The sequence below is a fragment of the Prescottella defluvii genome, from assembly GCF_000738775.1.
GTDB classification, from domain to species: Bacteria; Actinomycetota; Actinomycetes; order Mycobacteriales; family Mycobacteriaceae; genus Prescottella; species Prescottella defluvii.
The window spans coordinates 128,586-144,633 of record NZ_JPOC01000051.1 but is presented as its reverse complement, the minus strand read 5'-3'; the positions used below and the strand labels follow the sequence as shown (position 1 = coordinate 144,633).

Genomic DNA, 16,048 nt, shown 5'->3' with positions numbered 1-16,048 from the left:
GACGCGGACCGGGCACCTTGGCGGCCGGAGCGCTGGGAGCGGCCGGAGCCGCCGGGGTTTCCGCCGGCTCCGAAGCCTGCCCCGCAGGCACCGGCCGCTCCGGCGGCACCCGCTGCCCCGGCAGCGGCAGCTACCCCGGCCGCGCCGGCAGCAGCAACTCCGGCGGCTCCGGCCGCTCCGGGCCCCAAGCCCGGCGGTCCGCGCCCCGGACCGAAGCCGCCGCGCGTCGGTAACAACCCGTACTCCTCGGCTCCCGCCGAGCGTCCGGCCCCGCGTCCGGCACCCGGTGCCCCGCGTCCGGGTGCTCCGCGTCCGGGCCCGCAGGGCGGCGCTCCGCGTCCGGGTGCTCCCGGCGCTCCGCGTCCGGCTGCAGGTCCCGGCGGCCCGCGTCCGGCTCCCGGCCAGGGCGGTCCCCGTCCCAGCCCCGGATCGATGCCTCCCCGTCCGAGTCCGGGTGCGATGCCGCAGCGTGCGGCACGTCCCGCACCCGGTGCGGGTCGTCCCGGCGGCGGCCGTCCCGGTGCCCCCGGCGGTCGTCCGGGCGGTGGCGGCGGCTACCGCGGCGGTGGCGGTGCTCCCGGTGCCGGTGCTCCCGGTGCAGGTGCAGGTGCAGGCGCTCCCGGTGGATTCCGCGGTCGCCCCGGTGGCGGCGGTGGACGTCCCGGTGGTCGCGGCGGTGCCGCGGGTGCCTTCGGTCGTCCCGGTGGCGCTCCGCGTCGCGGTCGCAAGTCGAAGCGGCAGAAGCGCCAGGAATACGATTCCATGCAGGCGCCCGCCGTCGGCGGCGTGCGGTTGCCCCGTGGCAACGGTGAGACCATCCGTCTCGCTCGCGGCGCATCGCTCTCCGACTTCGCGGAGAAGATCGACGCGAACCCGTCGGCACTGGTCCAGGCGCTGTTCAACCTCGGCGAGATGGTCACGGCCACTCAGTCGGTGAACGACGAGACCCTCGAGCTGCTCGGCGGCGAGATGAACTACGTCGTCCAGGTCGTCAGCCCGGAGGACGAGGACCGCGAGCTGCTCGAGTCGTTCGACCTCACCTACGGCGAGGACGCCGGCGACGAGGAAGACCTCGAGTCGCGTCCGCCGGTGGTCACCGTCATGGGTCACGTCGACCACGGCAAGACCCGCCTGCTCGACACGATCCGCAAGGCCAACGTCCGCGAGGGCGAGGCCGGTGGCATCACCCAGCACATCGGTGCCTACCAGGTGCTGACCGAGCTGGACGGCAACGAGCGTCTGGTGACGTTCATCGATACCCCGGGTCACGAGGCGTTCACCGCCATGCGTGCCCGTGGTGCGAAGGCCACCGACATCGCGATCCTCGTGGTCGCGGCCGACGACGGTGTCATGCCGCAGACGGTGGAAGCGATCAACCACGCCCAGGCGGCCGACGTGCCGATCGTGGTCGCGGTGAACAAGATCGACAAGGAGGGGGCGAACCCCGACAAGATCCGTCAGCAGCTCACCGAGTACGGCCTCGTCACCGAGGAGTACGGCGGCGACACCATGTTCGTCGACATCTCGGCCAAGCAGGGCACCAACATCGATGCCCTCCTGGAAGCGGTGCTGCTGACCGCGGATGCCTCGCTGGATCTGCGGGCCAACCCGGACATGGACGCACAGGGCGTCGCGATCGAGGCTCACCTCGACCGTGGCCGTGGCCCCGTGGCCACCGTGCTCATCCAGCGCGGAACCCTGCGGGTCGGCGACTCGATCGTCGCGGGCGATGCCTACGGCCGCGTCCGTCGCATGATCGACGAGCACGGAGACGACGTCGAGGAGGCACTGCCTTCGCGTCCCGTCCAGGTCGTCGGCTTCACGTCGGTCCCCGGTGCAGGCGACAACCTGCTCGTGGTCGACGAGGACCGGATCGCCCGGCAGATCGCCGATCGCCGCAACGCACGCAAGCGCAACGCGCTCGCTGCACGCAGCCGCAAGCGCATCAGCCTGGAAGATCTGGATGCCGCGCTCAAGGAGCACAACGAGCTCAACCTCATCCTCAAGGGCGACAACTCCGGCACCGTGGAGGCGCTGGAAGAGACCCTCATGGGGATCGAGATCGACGACGAGGTGCAGCTGCGAGTGATCGACCGCGGTGTCGGTGGCATCACCGAGACCAACGTCAACCTGGCGTCCGCGTCCAACGCGATCATCATCGGCTTCAACGTCCGTGCCGAGGGCAAGGCGACGGAGCTGGCGAACCGCGAGGGCGTCGACATCCGGTACTACTCGGTGATCTACCAGGCGCTGGACGAGGTTGAGAAGGCCCTCAAGGGCATGCTCAAGCCGGTCTACGAGGAGGTGGCGCTCGGCAAGGCCGAGATCCGCGCCATGTTCCGTTCGTCGAAGATCGGCAACATCGCCGGCTGCCTCGTCACGTCGGGCATCGTCCGTCGCAACGCGAAGGCACGCCTGATCCGCGACAACGTGGTGATCGCGGAGACGATGACCATCTCCTCGCTCAAGCGGGAGAAGGAAGACGCGACTGAGGTCCGCGAGGGTTACGAGTGCGGTCTGACCGTCACGTACTCCGACATCAAGGTCGGCGACGTGATCGAGGCGTACGAGCTTCGCGAGAAGCCGCGGGACTAGTCCCACGGCACGCGTCCCTCCCCGGTGGCCTGGTGCCACCGGGGAGGGACGCCTCGGCAATGCCGAGGATCGACACCCGGCAGTGCCGGAATTCGATGCTGTTCACCGGAGGGAGGACTGGTGTATCTCGGTGCGCTCGAGATGGACATCCTGTTCGGCGATGTGCGGTCATTGAAGGAGAAGCGGTCGCTGGTCCGGCCGGTTCTGACCGAACTGCGCCGGTACGGCGTGTCGGCTGCCGAGACCGGTGAGCAGGACCGCTACCGGCGAACCCTGATCGGCGTCGCGGTGGCCAGTTCGGGGGTCGACCACGTCCACGAGGTGCTCGATCAGTGTGAACGGCACGTCGCCGGACGACCGGAACTGCAGTTGCTTGCAGTTCGACGAAGAATTTTCGGCCCCAACGACTAGCACCGTCCGGCAGGGCTGACGGCGGAGACATCCGAAGAGAGGAGACTGGTTGCCATGGCAGATCCTGCACGCGCACGCAGGCTCGCTAAGCGAATCAGCACGATCGTCGCGACGGCGATCGACCACGAGATCAAGGACCCGCGTCTGGCCTTCGTGACCATCACCGACGCGAAGGTGACGGCCGATCTGCACGACGCCACGGTGTACTACACCGTGATGGGCGAGAACATCGACTCCGAGCCCGACGTCGCCAGCGCGGCCGCGGGTCTCGAGAAGGCCAAGGGCGTTCTGCGTTCCAAGGTCGGCGCCGGGACCGGGGTGCGGTTCACGCCCACCCTGACGTTCGTCGCGGACACAGTGCCCGACACCGCTCGGCACATGGAAGAACTGCTCGCACGGGCCCGCGCCGCGGACGACGCCGTGGCCCGCGCCCGGGAGAACGCGCAGCCGGCGGGCGACGCCGACCCCTACAAGGAGTCGCATGCTGCCGGGGATGATGGGCTGGCCCCCGGGGACGTGTCCTCGTCCGACGACGACTGACCCGCGGCGCCCATGACCCACAGTCCGGAAACCGTGCCCCCGGCCCTCGACCCGCAGGACCTGCATGCGCAGGACGCGGTCGAGGTGCTGGCGGGCGCGACGTCGGTGACCATCCTGTGTCACGTCCAACCCGATGCCGACACGATCGGCAGCGGGCTTGCGCTCGGGATGGTCTTCGAACGCAAGGGAATTCCCGTCCAGGTGTCGTTCGCCGCGCCGGACGCTCTGCCGGTGTCGATGTCGGGCCTGCCCGGCACCCACCTGCTGGTGTCGGCGGACGCGGTCGAAGACGACGTCGACCTGCTCGTCACGGTCGACTGCGGCAGTGCCGGACGGCTCGGCAAGCTGGCGTCCCGCCTGGGTGGGGCGCGGCGGTCGCTGGTGATCGACCACCACCGATCCAACACCCGTTTCGGGATGTTCAACCTGATCGACGAGTCCGCCGAGGCGACCGCGTCGGTACTGGCGGAGCTGTTCGACCTGTGGGGCGTGGAGATCGACGCCGACGTCGCACACTGCCTGTATGCCGGACTCGTGACCGACAGCGGATGCTTCCGCTGGGTGCAACCGGGGACGCACACCCTCGCCGAGCGACTGCTCGGCACCGGCATCGACGGTGCCGCCATCGCGCGCCGACTGCTCGACACGCACCCGTTCGGCTGGCTGCCGATGCTCGGCTCCGTGCTGTCGTCCGCGGCCCTGGTGCCGGACGCCGCGCAGGGGCGGGGACTGGTACACGCGGTGATCCGCTGCGCCGATTCCGCGGGACTCGGGTCCGAGGAGGTCGAGAGCGTCATCGACATCGTGCGCACCACCTCCGAGGCGGAGGTCGCCGCGGTGTTCAAGGAGTCCGCGCCGGACTCGTGGTCGGTGTCGCTGCGTTCGAAGGAGTCGGTGGACGTCTCGGCGGTCGCCGAGCGACTCGGTGGCGGCGGGCACCGGTTCGCGGCCGGCTACACCGCGTCGGGCAGCAGTGAGTCCGTCGTCGCCGCGTTGCGGGAAACCCTCGGCTGACTTGACCGGGACGTCCGACCACACCACCGAGAGTCCGGAGATCCCCGAGACCGCCGAGGTAGGCCCCCGGAGGATCTTCGGGCTGGCCCTGCCCGCGCTCGGTGTCCTCGCCGCGGAACCGCTCTACCTCCTGCTCGACCTCGCGGTCGTCGGGCATCTCGGGGCCCTGGCGCTCGCGGGACTCGCCGTCGGCGGGCTCGTACTCGCGCAGATCAGCACCCAGCTCACCTTCCTGTCGTACGGGACGACCGCCCGGGCCTCGCGCCTGCACGGCGCCGGCCGGGAGCGGGACGCGGTCGGGGAGGGTGTGCAGGCCACGTGGCTGGCCCTCGGCATCGGCGCCGTGCTGGTCGTGGCCGTCCAGTTCGCGGCCGGGCCGATCACGTCGCTGATCGCGGGATCCGGCGAGATCGCGGCCGAGGCCGAGCAGTGGCTGCGGGTCGCGGTGTTCGGCGCCCCGCTGATCCTGGTCGCGATGGCCGGCAACGGCTGGATGCGTGGTGTGCAGAACACCATGCGACCCCTGAAGTTCGTGCTGGTGGGGCAGGCGATCTCGGCGGTGCTGTGTGTGTTGCTGGTGCACGGTGTGGCCGGGGCGCCCCGGCTCGAGCTGGTCGGTTCGGCGATCGCGAACGTCGCGGGCCAGGCGACGTCGGCGGTGCTGTTCGGGGTGGCGTTGCTGCGCTCGGGGGTGCCACTGCGGCCGCGGGTCGCGGTCATGCGGGCGCAGATGGTCCTCGGCCGCGATCTGATCCTGCGCAGCCTGGCGTTCCAGGCCTGTTTCCTGTCGGCCGCGGCGGTCGCGTCCCGCTTCGGTGCCGCGTCCGTCGCGGCCCACCAGGTGGTGCTGCAGCTGTGGAACCTCGTGTCGCTGACGCTCGACTCGCTCGCGATCGCCGCGCAGACCCTGGTGGGGGCCGCGCTGGGGCGCCGCGACGCGGCCGGCGCGACGCGTCTGGCGTGGCGGGTGACACGCTGGTCGGTGGTGTTCGCGATGCTGCTGGCACTGGTCTTCGCGGCCGGGCACGCACTGATCCCGGGCGTGTTCACCGACGACCCCGCGGTGCTCGAACAGGCCGCGGTCGCGTGGTGGTTCTTCGTCGGCATCACACCGATCGCGGGTGTGGTGTTCGCACTCGACGGCGTGTTGCTGGGCGCGGGCGACGCCGCGTTCCTGCGGACCGCGACGTTGACCAGCGCACTCGTCGGTTTCCTGCCCCTCATCTGGGCGTCGCTCGCGTGGGACTGGGGCCTGGCCGGAATCTGGACGGGGCTTACTGTGTTCCTCATGCTGCGGATGTTCGCTGTGGTGTGGCGCACAGCGTCGGGCCGCTGGGCCGTCGGGGGTTCCGATCTCCAAGTCCGGGAGACGAAAGGGTAGTGGTGTGGCAGGCAAATTGATGGCGGTGAGCGACACGCACGTCGGGCACCGGGGCAATCGTCCGATCACCGAGGAGATCTTCCCGGACTCGCCCGACGACTGGCTGATCGTCGCGGGTGACGTCGCGGAGAAGACGGACGACATCCGCTGGGCGTTGACGCTGCTGAGGAGTCGTTTCGCGAAGGTGATCTGGGTGCCCGGCAACCACGAACTGTGGACGACGGCGAAGGACCCGGTGCAGATGCACGGGAAGGCCCGCTACGACTACCTCGTCGACATGTGCCGCGAGATCGGTGTGCTCACGCCGGAGGATCCGTACCAGGTCTGGGAGGGCGCGGGCGGTCCGGCGACGATCGTGCCGATGTTCCTGCTGTACGACTACTCCTTTCTGCCGGCCGGGGCGATCGACAAGGCCGACGGCCTGCGCATCGCGCGGGACAAGAACGTGGTGGCCACCGACGAGTTCCTGCTGTCGTCGGAGCCCTACGCGACTCGGGACGCGTGGTGCCGGGCCCGCCTCGCGGAGACCCGCGCGCGGCTCGACGCCCTGGATCCGTCCATTCCGACGATCCTGATCAACCACTTCCCGTTGGTGCGCCAGCCCACCGAGGTCCTCTACTATCCGGAGTTCGCGCTGTGGTGCGGCACCACCTCGACCGCGGACTGGCACACCCGCTACAACGCGATGTGCTGCGTGTACGGCCACCTCCACATTCCCCGCACGACGTACTACGACGGCGTGCGGTTCGAGGAGGTGTCCGTCGGCTACCCGCGCGAATGGCAGCGTCGCGGCCTGCCCGACAAGCTGCTCCGGCAGATCCTGCCGGTGCCCGAGTACGCGCCCGGCACACTCAACAAATTCGGCGGCCACTTCCGGATCACCGCCGAGCAGGAAGCCGAGTACGAACGCATGCGCGCACAGCGCTGACAGGGGAGTTGGATTGATCGAGCGCATTCTGCCCGCCGGTGTGGCTTCGGCCGAGTTGTTCTCCGACCCCGAAGGGCTGCAGCCGCACCCGCAGGAGGAGTCGCTGATCGCGAAGGCGGTCGAGAAGCGTCGCCGCGAATTCATCGGGGCCCGCCACTGCGCACGCCTGGCGATGGCGGATCTGGGTCTGGAGCCGGCGCCGATCCTGCGGGGCGACAAGGGTTCTCCGGTGTGGCCGCGAGGTGTCGTGGGAAGCCTGACGCACTGCGACGGGTACCGCGCGGCGGTGCTCGGCTACGCGATGCAGGTGCGCAGCGTCGGCATCGACGCCGAGCCGAACGGGCCGCTGCCCGACGGCGTCCTCGGTGCCGTGAGCCTGCCGGAGGAACGCGACTGGCTCGCCGCCGTCGAACCGGCGCAGGTGCACTGGGACCGCCTGCTGTTCTGCGCCAAGGAGACCACCTACAAGGCCTGGTTTCCGCTGACGGGGCGCTGGCTCGGTTTCGAGGACGCGCACATCACGTTCACCGAGAGCGGCGACGGCACCACCGGTTCGTTCCACTCGAGGCTGCTGGTGCCCGGCGGTACCTCCGACGGATCGGCCCCGCTGACGAGCTTCGACGGCCGCTGGCTGGTCTCCGACGGGCTGATCGTCACGACCATCACGGTGAGCTGACGAGGAGCCGAGTCGGTGATCCGGCCGGCGACTGGCAGAATCGGACCACGTGTCCAAGTCTCAAAAACCGTCCTCCGGCCTCGTCGGCGCCGGCCTGCTGATCGTCGACAAGGATGCGGGGATGACCAGCCACGACGTGGTCTCCCGGTGCCGGAAGCTGCTCAACACCCGGAAGGTGGGCCACGCCGGAACCCTCGACCCTATGGCGACGGGCGTGCTGATCCTCGGTGTGGAGCGCGCCACCAAGCTGCTCGGTCTGCTGGCCCTGACCACCAAGTCGTACCGCGCCACGATCCGGCTGGGTCAGGCCACGACCACCGACGACGCGGAGGGCGAGGTTCTTTCGACGGCCGACGCATCCGCCGTCACCGACGATCAGGTCGCGGCCGAGGTCGCGAAGCTCACCGGCGACATCCAGCAGGTGCCCGCGAGTGTGAGCGCCATCAAGGTCGACGGGCAGCGCGCCCACGCGCTCGTCCGCGCCGGTGAGGATGTCACCCTCGCGGCCCGGCCCGTGACGGTCTCGAAGTTCGAGATCCTGGCGCGGCGGGACGTGGCCGGTGGCGCGGGTTCCTTCGTGGACCTCGACGTGGACGTCGACTGTTCGTCCGGAACCTACATTCGCGCACTCGCCCGGGATCTGGGTGCGGCGCTGGGCGTCGGCGGCCATCTGACGGCGCTGCGGCGCACCAGCGTCGGGCCGTTCACGCTCGACCACGCGCGCACCCTCGAGCAGCTCGCGGACGATCCCGCCGTCAGCCTCGACATCGATCAAGCCGCGCAGACGGCGTTCCCGCACCGGCAGATCAGTGCCGAGGAGGCCGAATCGATCAGCCAGGGCCGATGGCTCGAGCCGATCGGGATGAAGGGCGTGTATGCGGCGATCGATCCGAACGGGCACACCATCGCGCTGCTGCAGGAACGCGGCAAGCGGGCCAGCTCGGTGATGGTCGTGCGCCCGGCGACGCTCCAGTAGCGGCGCACACCGGGAGCGATGCCGAACCCCGGGCCCGCGCCTAGACCAGCCAGATGGCCTGTGCGGCAGGGTCGCCGAGGTCGACGGTGTCCGCTCGAGCGTCGAGTCGGATCGACATGGTGCCGGCGAAGTCGCGGCGCTCGACGACGGCGATCTCGGTGTCGAGCGCGATCCCGACGGTGTCGAAATAGCGCAGCATCGCCGGATCGGCGTCGGAGATGCGGGCGACGCGCCCGGAATCGCCGTCCTGGAAGTCGCTGAGCTGGCGGGCCGGTGGGGTGGGCACCGTGCCGTCGGCGGCGGGGATGGGATCGCCGTGCGGGTCGCGTTCGGGGAACCCGAGCTTGGCGTCCATGCGGTCGATCATCCGGTCCGAGACGGCGTGCTCGAGGACCTCCGCCTCGTCGTGCACCTCGTCCCAGCCGTAGCCGAGTTCGTTGACGAGGTAGGTCTCGATCAGCCGATGTCGGCGCACCATCGACACGGCGGCGGACCGGCCGGCGTCGGTGAGTGCGATGGACCCGTACCGGGCGTGGTCGACCAGACCCTGGTCGGACAGCTTGCGGATGGCCTCCGACACGGTGGACGCGGAGACGCCGATCCGCTCGGCCAGCAGTTTGGTCGACACCCGCTCGCGTGACCATTCCTGGACCGTCCAGATCACTTTGAGGTAGTCCTGTGCCACCGACGACAAGGTCTCCGGGTGGGGAGCCTCGCTCGGAGGGGATACGTCTGACTTCTGCGTGGCCACGGCTACGAGCTTAGGCAACAGTCACCCGGGACACACATCAACAGCCGGTCGGGCCCCGCGGCGCCCCACCGCGCCGGACCCGCAGTCGCCGAGCGGATCCTCGATCGTTTCGACATGATCAGCGGATTCGTGCCGGAGAGTCGGTCCGAACGTGACCGGCGTCGGCCGTGGCCGTAGGCTGCCACCTGTGCAGAGATGGCGAGGTCTGGACGATGTGCCGGCGGACTGGGGGCGTTGCGTCCTGACGATCGGCGTTTTCGACGGTGTGCACCGTGGGCATGCCCAACTGATATCCCGTGCGGTCGACGCGGCTCGTGAGCGCGGAATCCCCAGTGTCCTCATGACATTCGATCCGCATCCGGCGGAGGTCGTGCGCCCCGGTAGTCATCCCGCGCAGCTGACGACGCTGCCGCGGCGGGCCGAACTGGCCGAGGAGTTGGGGATCGACGTCTTCTGCGTCATGCCCTTCACGACCGAGTTCATGAAACTCTCGCCGGAGCGTTACGTCCACGAGATCCTCGTCGAGCGCCTCCATGTCGCGGAGGTCGTCGTCGGCGACAACTTCACCTTCGGGCGCAAGGCGGCCGGCAACGTCGACCTGCTCCGTGAGACGGGCGCGCGGTTCGGATTCGCCGTCGACGGGGTGAAGCTGCTCGCCGAACACGCCGTGACCTTCTCGTCGACCTACATCCGTTCGTGCGTGGACGCCGGCGACGTCGCGGCGGCGGCCGAGGCGCTCGGACGGCCGCACCGCGTCGAGGGCGTCGTCGTGCACGGTGACGGCCGGGGCCGCGGTCTCGGCTTCCCGACCGCGAACATCGCGCCGCCGATGTACTCGGCGATCCCCGCGGACGGGGTGTACGCGGCGTGGTTCACCGTCCTGGGACCCGGGCCGGTCGAGGGCACCGTGGAGCCGGGGCAGCGCTACCAGGCGGCCGTCTCGGTGGGCACCAACCCGACGTTCTCCGGCCGTACCCGCACCGTCGAGGCGTTCGTCCTGGACCGGGAGGCCGACCTGTACGGCCAGCACGTCGCGGTCGACTTCGTCGAGCGGGTGCGTGGCATGGAGAAGTTCGACTCGGTGGACGCGCTGATCGAGGAGATGGGCCGCGACGCCGACAAGGCCCGCAAGATCCTGACCGAGGCCGCCGAGCGCTGACCGCGGTGTCGTGCCTGGTATGATTTTCCGCTGGTGTGTGCTGCGGTTCGCGGCGGCCGCGCCCGTCGGGGTCCGGTGCAAGCCGGAATCCTCGATTTCCTTTCACGCGGACGTCAGTTACAGGAGTGCACCAAGTGGCATTGACCACCGAGCAGAAGAAGCAGATCCTCGGCGAGTACGGACTGCACGAGACCGACACCGGTTCGCCGGAGGCGCAGGTGGCCATGCTCACCAAGCGCATCGTCGATCTCACCGAGCACCTGAAGATGCACAAGCACGACCACCACTCCCGCCGCGGCCTGCTGCTGCTGGTCGGACGCCGTCGTCGTCTGCTGAAGTACGTCCAGAAGGTCGACATCGCTCGCTACCGTTCGCTCATCGAGCGTCTCGGCCTGCGCCGATAAGACGGTCACCCGGCGAGTTGGTTCGCCGACCTCACCGATAGCCAGCGAGGCTTGCTGAGTTACTGCTTAGACTGAGCCTCGTTGGCTATCGGTGTTTGCAACACCCCCGCCGTCCGCACCTGCAGCAGTGGCGACGGCCTTCGGTAGTGGCCCTCCGGATCGAGATATCCGGCAGGCTTCGATCGACGGCCGCCTCCGCGTCCTGAGGAAGGGCAGCCGCGATCAGGAGGATCGTGGCGCCCACGCGGATACGGCAAAAGACGAGAGGGAAGAGAAGAGAAGCAATGACAGACAACACCGCAGTAGAGGTCGAAGAGGGCGTGTTCGAGTCGACCGCCGTCATCGACAACGGGAGCTACGGCACCCGCACCATCCGTTTCGAGACCGGGCGCCTCGCACAGCAGGCCGCCGGCTCCGTCGTCGCCTACCTCGACGACGAGACCATGCTGCTGTCGGCCACCACGGCCAGCAAGCAGCCCAAGGAGCACTTCGACTTCTTCCCCCTGACGGTGGACGTCGAGGAGCGCATGTACGCCGCCGGCCGCATCCCCGGCTCGTTCTTCCGTCGTGAGGGCCGTCCCTCCACCGACGCGATTCTCACCTGCCGTCTGATCGACCGGCCGCTGCGCCCGTCGTTCGTCGACGGTCTGCGCAACGAGATCCAGGTCGTCGTGACGGTCCTGAGCCTCAACCCGGCCGACCTGTACGACGTCGTCGCGATCAACGCCGCGTCCGCGTCCACCCAGATCGCCGGTCTGCCGTTCTCCGGTCCCGTCGGTGGCGTGCGTGTCGCGCTCATCACGTCGGACGAGAACAAGAAGGGCCAGTGGGTCGCGTTCCCGACCGTCGAGCAGCTCGACGGCGCAGTCTTCGACATGGTCGTCGCCGGTCGTGTCGTCGAGTCCGGTGACGTCGCGATCATGATGGTCGAGGCCGAGGCCACCGAGAACGTCATCGACCTGATCGACGGTGGCGCGCAGGCGCCCACCGAGGCGATCGTGGCCGAGGGCCTCGAGGCTGCCAAGCCGTTCATCGCCAGCCTGTGCGCCGCGCAGCAGGCGCTCGCCGAGAAGGCTGCGAAGCCGACCGGCGACTACCCGCTGTTCCCGCCCTACCAGGACGACGTGTACGCCGCGGTCGAGGCTGCTGCCACCGAGAACCTCACGGCTGCACTGTCCATCGCCGGCAAGCAGGAGCGCGACGACAAGACCGACGAGGTCAAGGTCGCCGTGCTCGAGCAGGTCGCGCCGCAGTTCGAGGGCCGCGAGAAGGAGATCGGCGCAGCGTTCCGCTCGCTGACGAAGAAGCTTGTGCGCCAGCGCATCCTGCGCGACCAGTTCCGTATCGACGGTCGCGGCACCACCGACATCCGGTCGCTGTCCGCCGAGGTCGCCGTGATCCCGCGTGCACACGGTTCGGCACTGTTCGAGCGTGGCGAGACCCAGATCATGGGCGTCACCACCCTCGACATGGTCAAGATGGCGCAGCAGATCGACTCGCTGGGCCCCGAGACCAGCAAGCGCTACATGCACCACTACAACTTCCCGCCGTACTCCACCGGTGAGACGGGCCGCGTCGGTTCGCCGAAGCGTCGCGAGATCGGCCACGGCGCTCTCGCCGAGCGCGCGCTGATGCCGGTGCTGCCGAGCCAGGAAGAGTTCCCGTACGCCATCCGTCAGGTCTCGGAGGCGCTCAGCTCCAACGGCTCCACCTCGATGGGCTCGGTCTGTGCCTCGACCCTGTCGCTGCTGAACGCCGGTGTGCCGCTGAAGGCTCCCGTCGCCGGCATCGCGATGGGCCTGGTCTCCGACGAGGTCGACGGCGAGACCCGCTACGTTGCGCTCACCGACATCCTCGGCGCCGAGGATGCCTTCGGCGACATGGACTTCAAGGTCGCGGGCACCAAGAACTTCGTCACGGCGCTGCAGCTGGACACGAAGCTCGACGGCATCCCCTCGAAGGTGCTGGCCGGCGCGCTGTCGCAGGCGCACGATGCCCGCACCACGATCCTCGAGGTCATGGCCGAGGCCATCGACGCTCCGGACGAGATGAGCCCGTTCGCGCCGCGGATCACCACCATCAAGGTGCCCGTGGACAAGATCGGCGAGGTCATCGGCCCCAAGGGCAAGATGATCAACTCGATCACCGAGGAGACCGGCGCCAACATCTCCATCGAGGATGACGGCACGGTGTACGTCGGTGCCGCGGACGGCCCGTCCGCGCAGGCCGCGATCGACAAGATCAACGCCATCGCCAACCCGCAGCTGCCCAAGGTGGGCGAGCGCTTCCTCGGCACGGTCGTCAAGACCACCGCCTTCGGTGCGTTCGTCTCGCTGCTCCCGGGCCGCGACGGACTGGTGCACATCTCGAAGCTGGGCAACGGCAAGCGGATCGCCAAGGTCGAGGACGTCGTCAACGTGGGCTCCAAGCTCCGCGTCGAGATCGCCGACATCGACAATCGCGGCAAGATCTCGCTGATTCCCGTGGAGGATGCTGCGGAGGGCTCCGCCGCTCCCGCCGAGGGTGACGCCGCAGCCGAGTAGTCGGCCACAGCAGTTGACCGGGCCCGGCCCCGCACGGTTCGTCCGTGCGGGGCCGGACCTCTACCCCGGGTGTATCGTGGATCGACGATCGCCGCACCCTCCGAGTTTCGGAGGCTCCGGCGACATCGTCCGGACTTAAGGAAACACGAACCGCCACATGGCTCAATCCCTTCGCGCGAAGCCCCTGAAGACCCGACCCGGCTCCGCTCTCGATCCGAATCCCCGTACCGGCGTGCAGCGCACGGAACTTCCCGGAGGCCTCCGGGTGGTGACCGAACACGTGCCCGGTGTGCGTTCGGCGTCCGTGGGCGTCTGGGTCGGCGTCGGCTCCCGCGACGAGCAACCCACCGTCGCAGGGGCCGCGCACTTCCTCGAGCACCTGCTGTTCAAGTCCACCCCCACCCGCTCGGCGCTCGACATCGCCCAGGTGATGGACGGGGTCGGCGGTGAACTCAACGCGTTCACGTCGAAGGAGCACACCTGCTTCTACGCGCACGTCCTCGACGACGACCTGCCGCTCGCGGTGGACCTGGTGAGCGACGTCGTGCTGCGCGGACGGTGCCGGTCGGCCGACGTCGACGTCGAGCGTCAGGTGGTGCTCGAGGAGATCTCGATGCGCGACGACGACCCGGAGGATCTCCTCGGTGACGCGTTCCTGACCGCGCTGTTCGGCGACCACCCGGTGGGTCGGCCGGTGATCGGCAGTATCGACTCCATCGAGTCGATGACGCGGACCCAGCTGCATTCGTTCCACGTCCGCCGCTACACGCCCGATCGCATGGTGGTCGCGGTTGCCGGCAACGTCGAGCATGCGCATGTGGTGGAACTGGTGCGCCGGGCCTTCACGGGGCACCTGGACCGTGCCGCGTCGGCCGCGCCCCGGCGTGAGGGCGCGATCCGGCTGCGTACCTCACCCGCGCTGAGCCTGACCAAGCGTGACAGCGAGCAGGCCCACCTGGCTCTGGGTGTGCGTGCGTTCGGACGCCACGAGGGGCACCGCTGGCCGCTGTCGGTGCTCAACGCCGCGGTCGGCGGTGGCCTGAGTTCCCGTCTGTTCCAAGAGATCCGGGAGGAGCGGGGGCTCGCCTACTCGGTGTACTCGGGGGTGGACACCTTCGCCGACACGGGTGCCTTCTCGGTGTACGCGGGCTGCCAACCGGAGAATCTCGGTGAGGTGGCGACCCTGATCCGTGAGGTGCTCGCGAACGTCGCGTCCGAGGGCATCACCGACGCCGAATGTGCCCGCGCGAAGGGCTCGCTCCGGGGCTCGCTGGTCCTGGGGTTGGAGGATTCGGGTTCACGGATGACTCGGATCGGCCGCAGCGAACTCAACTACGGCAACCACCAGTCGGTGTCCGAGACACTCGCCCGCATCGACGAGGTCACCACCGACGAGGTGCGCGACGTCGCCCGGGTCCTGCTGCAACGTCCGTTCGCGGCCGCGGTGGTGGGGCCGTACCGGCGCAAGCGGGACCTGCCCGCATCGGTGCGGGGGATCGTCCAGTCGTAGTCCCGACATTCCGGTCGACCGCCGGACGCGGGCGGTTCCGCGCGTAGCATGGCGGCACGGGGGACCGAAGTCGGCGGTGGTCGGGAATGGTCGTACTCGCCGGAATGGCGACCGCGTTCGTGGTGGTGGGTCCAGGACACCTGCCCGTCTACAGTCTCGTCGCGACCAGGGTCGGGTCCGCGATCCTGATCCTGTTGCTCGTGGCGGTGGTCGTCGCCGCACTCGTGACTCGGTTCCGGAGGCGCTGACTCGTGGCCACGGCGGAAGGGACGGACGGACCATGAACGAACTGACGGAATGGGACATCGTCACGGGTGTGGGGATCACCGCGCTCGGTGTCGCGGCGGGGCGCGCGATGGAGACGCACCGGGACGGCGGACTGGTCTCGGATCCGTACGCGGAGGCGTTCGTGGAGGCGGCGGCGCCCCCGGTGCCGATGCCGACGCGACTCGAGGCGGCCGAGGACCTCGGGATCCCGTGGGCGGAGATGGCGGACTACATGGGGGTGCGGTCGCGGTTCTTCGACGACTACTTCGTTGCCGCAGGTGACGCCGGAATCGACCAGATGGTGCTGCTCGCGGCCGGTCTGGACGTCCGCGCGTACCGCCTCGACTGGCGTCCGGGAACCACCGTGTACGAGTTGGACGCGCCGAAGGTGCTCGCGTTCAAGGACGACGTCCTCGTCGAGCAGGGCGCGTCGCCGCGGTCCGACCGGCGGGTCGTCGCGGTCGACCTTCGGGAACCGTGGGTGGTTCCGTTGCAGGACAAGGGCTTCGACCGCACCCGCCCGTCGGCGTGGCTCGCGGAGGGCCTGATGCCGTTCCTGCCGAACACCGCGAAGGAGCAACTGCTCGGATCGGTCACCGACCTGTCGACGTCGGGCAGTCGCGTCTGCATCGAGCACATCGACGACGTCCGCGGCATGCAGCAGGAGCCCCAGTTCCAGGACATGAGCAGGCGATTCGGGATCGACATGGCGACCCTGTGGCCGGACGAACCCGACTTCGACACCGTCGGGTGGCTCACCGGGCACGGGTGGGACGTCGAGGCAGTGCGGTCGGCGGACGTCGCGGCCCGCTGGGGCCGGACCCTCGCGAGCCCTGACCAGGAACCCGGCCGTTCGAGTCTGTTCGTCACCGCCGTGCGTCGCTGACCGTCCC

15 protein-coding genes are annotated in these 16,048 nt (G+C 69.4%); 14 read left to right on the top strand and 1 reads right to left on the bottom strand.

Annotated features, from left to right (window positions below; all coding sequences use genetic code 11):
• From infB to truB, 8 genes are all read left to right on the top strand, one after another.
• Positions 1–2,595 (top strand): translation initiation factor IF-2 (gene infB / locus IJ15_RS0118425; protein WP_231569581.1); only part of this gene is annotated, 2,595 nt, incomplete at its 5' end.
• A 120-nt stretch (positions 2,596–2,715) separates the two neighbouring features.
• Complete coding sequence (locus tag IJ15_RS0118420; protein ID WP_031939821.1) at positions 2,716–3,006, top strand: DUF503 domain-containing protein; 291 nt, start codon at positions 2,716–2,718, stop codon at positions 3,004–3,006.
• 54 nt (positions 3,007–3,060) lie between these two features.
• Positions 3,061–3,546: a 30S ribosome-binding factor RbfA gene (gene rbfA, locus IJ15_RS0118415; RefSeq protein ID WP_031939820.1), complete on the top strand. Its 486-nt coding sequence runs from the start codon at positions 3,061–3,063 to the stop codon at positions 3,544–3,546.
• Between the two features lie 12 nt (positions 3,547–3,558).
• On the top strand, positions 3,559–4,560 hold the full coding sequence (locus IJ15_RS0118410) for a DHH family phosphoesterase (RefSeq protein WP_031939819.1): 1,002 nt from the start codon (positions 3,559–3,561) through the stop codon (positions 4,558–4,560).
• Between the two features lie 40 nt (positions 4,561–4,600).
• Complete coding sequence (locus IJ15_RS0118405) at positions 4,601–5,941, top strand: MATE family efflux transporter (protein ID WP_031939818.1); 1,341 nt, start codon at positions 4,601–4,603, stop codon at positions 5,939–5,941.
• Positions 5,942–5,945: 4 nt separating this feature from the next.
• The gene (locus IJ15_RS0118400; RefSeq protein WP_031939817.1) at positions 5,946–6,869 is read left to right on the top strand and encodes a metallophosphoesterase family protein; all 924 of its coding nucleotides are present in this window, start codon (positions 5,946–5,948) and stop codon (positions 6,867–6,869) included.
• A gap of 13 nt (positions 6,870–6,882) precedes the next feature.
• Complete coding sequence (gene npt, locus IJ15_RS0118395) at positions 6,883–7,545, top strand: 4'-phosphopantetheinyl transferase Npt (protein ID WP_031939816.1); 663 nt, start codon at positions 6,883–6,885, stop codon at positions 7,543–7,545.
• 49 nt (positions 7,546–7,594) lie between these two features.
• On the top strand, positions 7,595–8,521 hold the full coding sequence (gene truB / locus IJ15_RS0118390) for a tRNA pseudouridine(55) synthase TruB (RefSeq protein ID WP_031939815.1): 927 nt from the start codon (positions 7,595–7,597) through the stop codon (positions 8,519–8,521).
• 40 nt (positions 8,522–8,561) lie between these two features.
• Here the strand turns inward: truB and IJ15_RS0118385 are convergent, their stop codons facing one another.
• Complete coding sequence (locus IJ15_RS0118385; RefSeq protein WP_051919157.1) at positions 8,562–9,272, bottom strand: metal-dependent transcriptional regulator; 711 nt, start codon at positions 9,270–9,272, stop codon at positions 8,562–8,564.
• Between the two features lie 187 nt (positions 9,273–9,459).
• Here IJ15_RS0118385 and IJ15_RS0118380 point away from each other — a divergent pair, with 187 nt between their 5' ends.
• From IJ15_RS0118380 to IJ15_RS0118355, 6 genes are all read left to right on the top strand, one after another.
• A complete protein-coding gene (locus IJ15_RS0118380; RefSeq protein ID WP_051919154.1) occupies positions 9,460–10,431 on the top strand; it encodes a bifunctional riboflavin kinase/FAD synthetase in 972 nt (323 codons plus the stop codon).
• A gap of 134 nt (positions 10,432–10,565) precedes the next feature.
• On the top strand, positions 10,566–10,835 hold the full coding sequence (gene rpsO / locus IJ15_RS0118375; protein WP_031939812.1) for a 30S ribosomal protein S15: 270 nt from the start codon (positions 10,566–10,568) through the stop codon (positions 10,833–10,835).
• Between the two features lie 284 nt (positions 10,836–11,119).
• Positions 11,120–13,378, top strand: a complete 2,259-nt coding sequence (locus tag IJ15_RS0118370) for a polyribonucleotide nucleotidyltransferase (RefSeq protein ID WP_031939811.1) — start codon at positions 11,120–11,122, stop codon at positions 13,376–13,378.
• A gap of 157 nt (positions 13,379–13,535) precedes the next feature.
• Positions 13,536–14,888: a M16 family metallopeptidase gene (locus IJ15_RS0118365; RefSeq protein ID WP_031939810.1), complete on the top strand. Its 1,353-nt coding sequence runs from the start codon at positions 13,536–13,538 to the stop codon at positions 14,886–14,888.
• 86 nt (positions 14,889–14,974) lie between these two features.
• Complete coding sequence (locus tag IJ15_RS26125) at positions 14,975–15,136, top strand: hypothetical protein (RefSeq protein ID WP_156112141.1); 162 nt, start codon at positions 14,975–14,977, stop codon at positions 15,134–15,136.
• Between the two features lie 32 nt (positions 15,137–15,168).
• The gene (locus IJ15_RS0118355; protein WP_031939809.1) at positions 15,169–16,041 is read left to right on the top strand and encodes an SAM-dependent methyltransferase; all 873 of its coding nucleotides are present in this window, start codon (positions 15,169–15,171) and stop codon (positions 16,039–16,041) included.
• Positions 16,042–16,048 lie beyond the last annotated feature (7 nt).

What these genes read in the sequence shown, in the direction of transcription:
- rbfA (WP_031939820.1), top strand. Translation starts at nt 3,061, where the DNA reads ATGGCAGATCCTGCACGCGCACGCAGGCTCGCTAAGCGAATCAGCACG.
- IJ15_RS0118410 (WP_031939819.1), top strand. Translation starts at nt 3,559, where the DNA reads ATGACCCACAGTCCGGAAACCGTGCCCCCGGCCCTCGACCCGCAGGAC.
- IJ15_RS0118370 (WP_031939811.1), top strand. Translation starts at nt 11,120, where the DNA reads ATGACAGACAACACCGCAGTAGAGGTCGAAGAGGGCGTGTTCGAGTCG.
- IJ15_RS0118365 (WP_031939810.1), top strand. Translation starts at nt 13,536, where the DNA reads ATGGCTCAATCCCTTCGCGCGAAGCCCCTGAAGACCCGACCCGGCTCC.
- IJ15_RS26125 (WP_156112141.1), top strand. Translation starts at nt 14,975, where the DNA reads ATGGTCGTACTCGCCGGAATGGCGACCGCGTTCGTGGTGGTGGGTCCA.
- IJ15_RS0118355 (WP_031939809.1), top strand. Translation starts at nt 15,169, where the DNA reads ATGAACGAACTGACGGAATGGGACATCGTCACGGGTGTGGGGATCACC.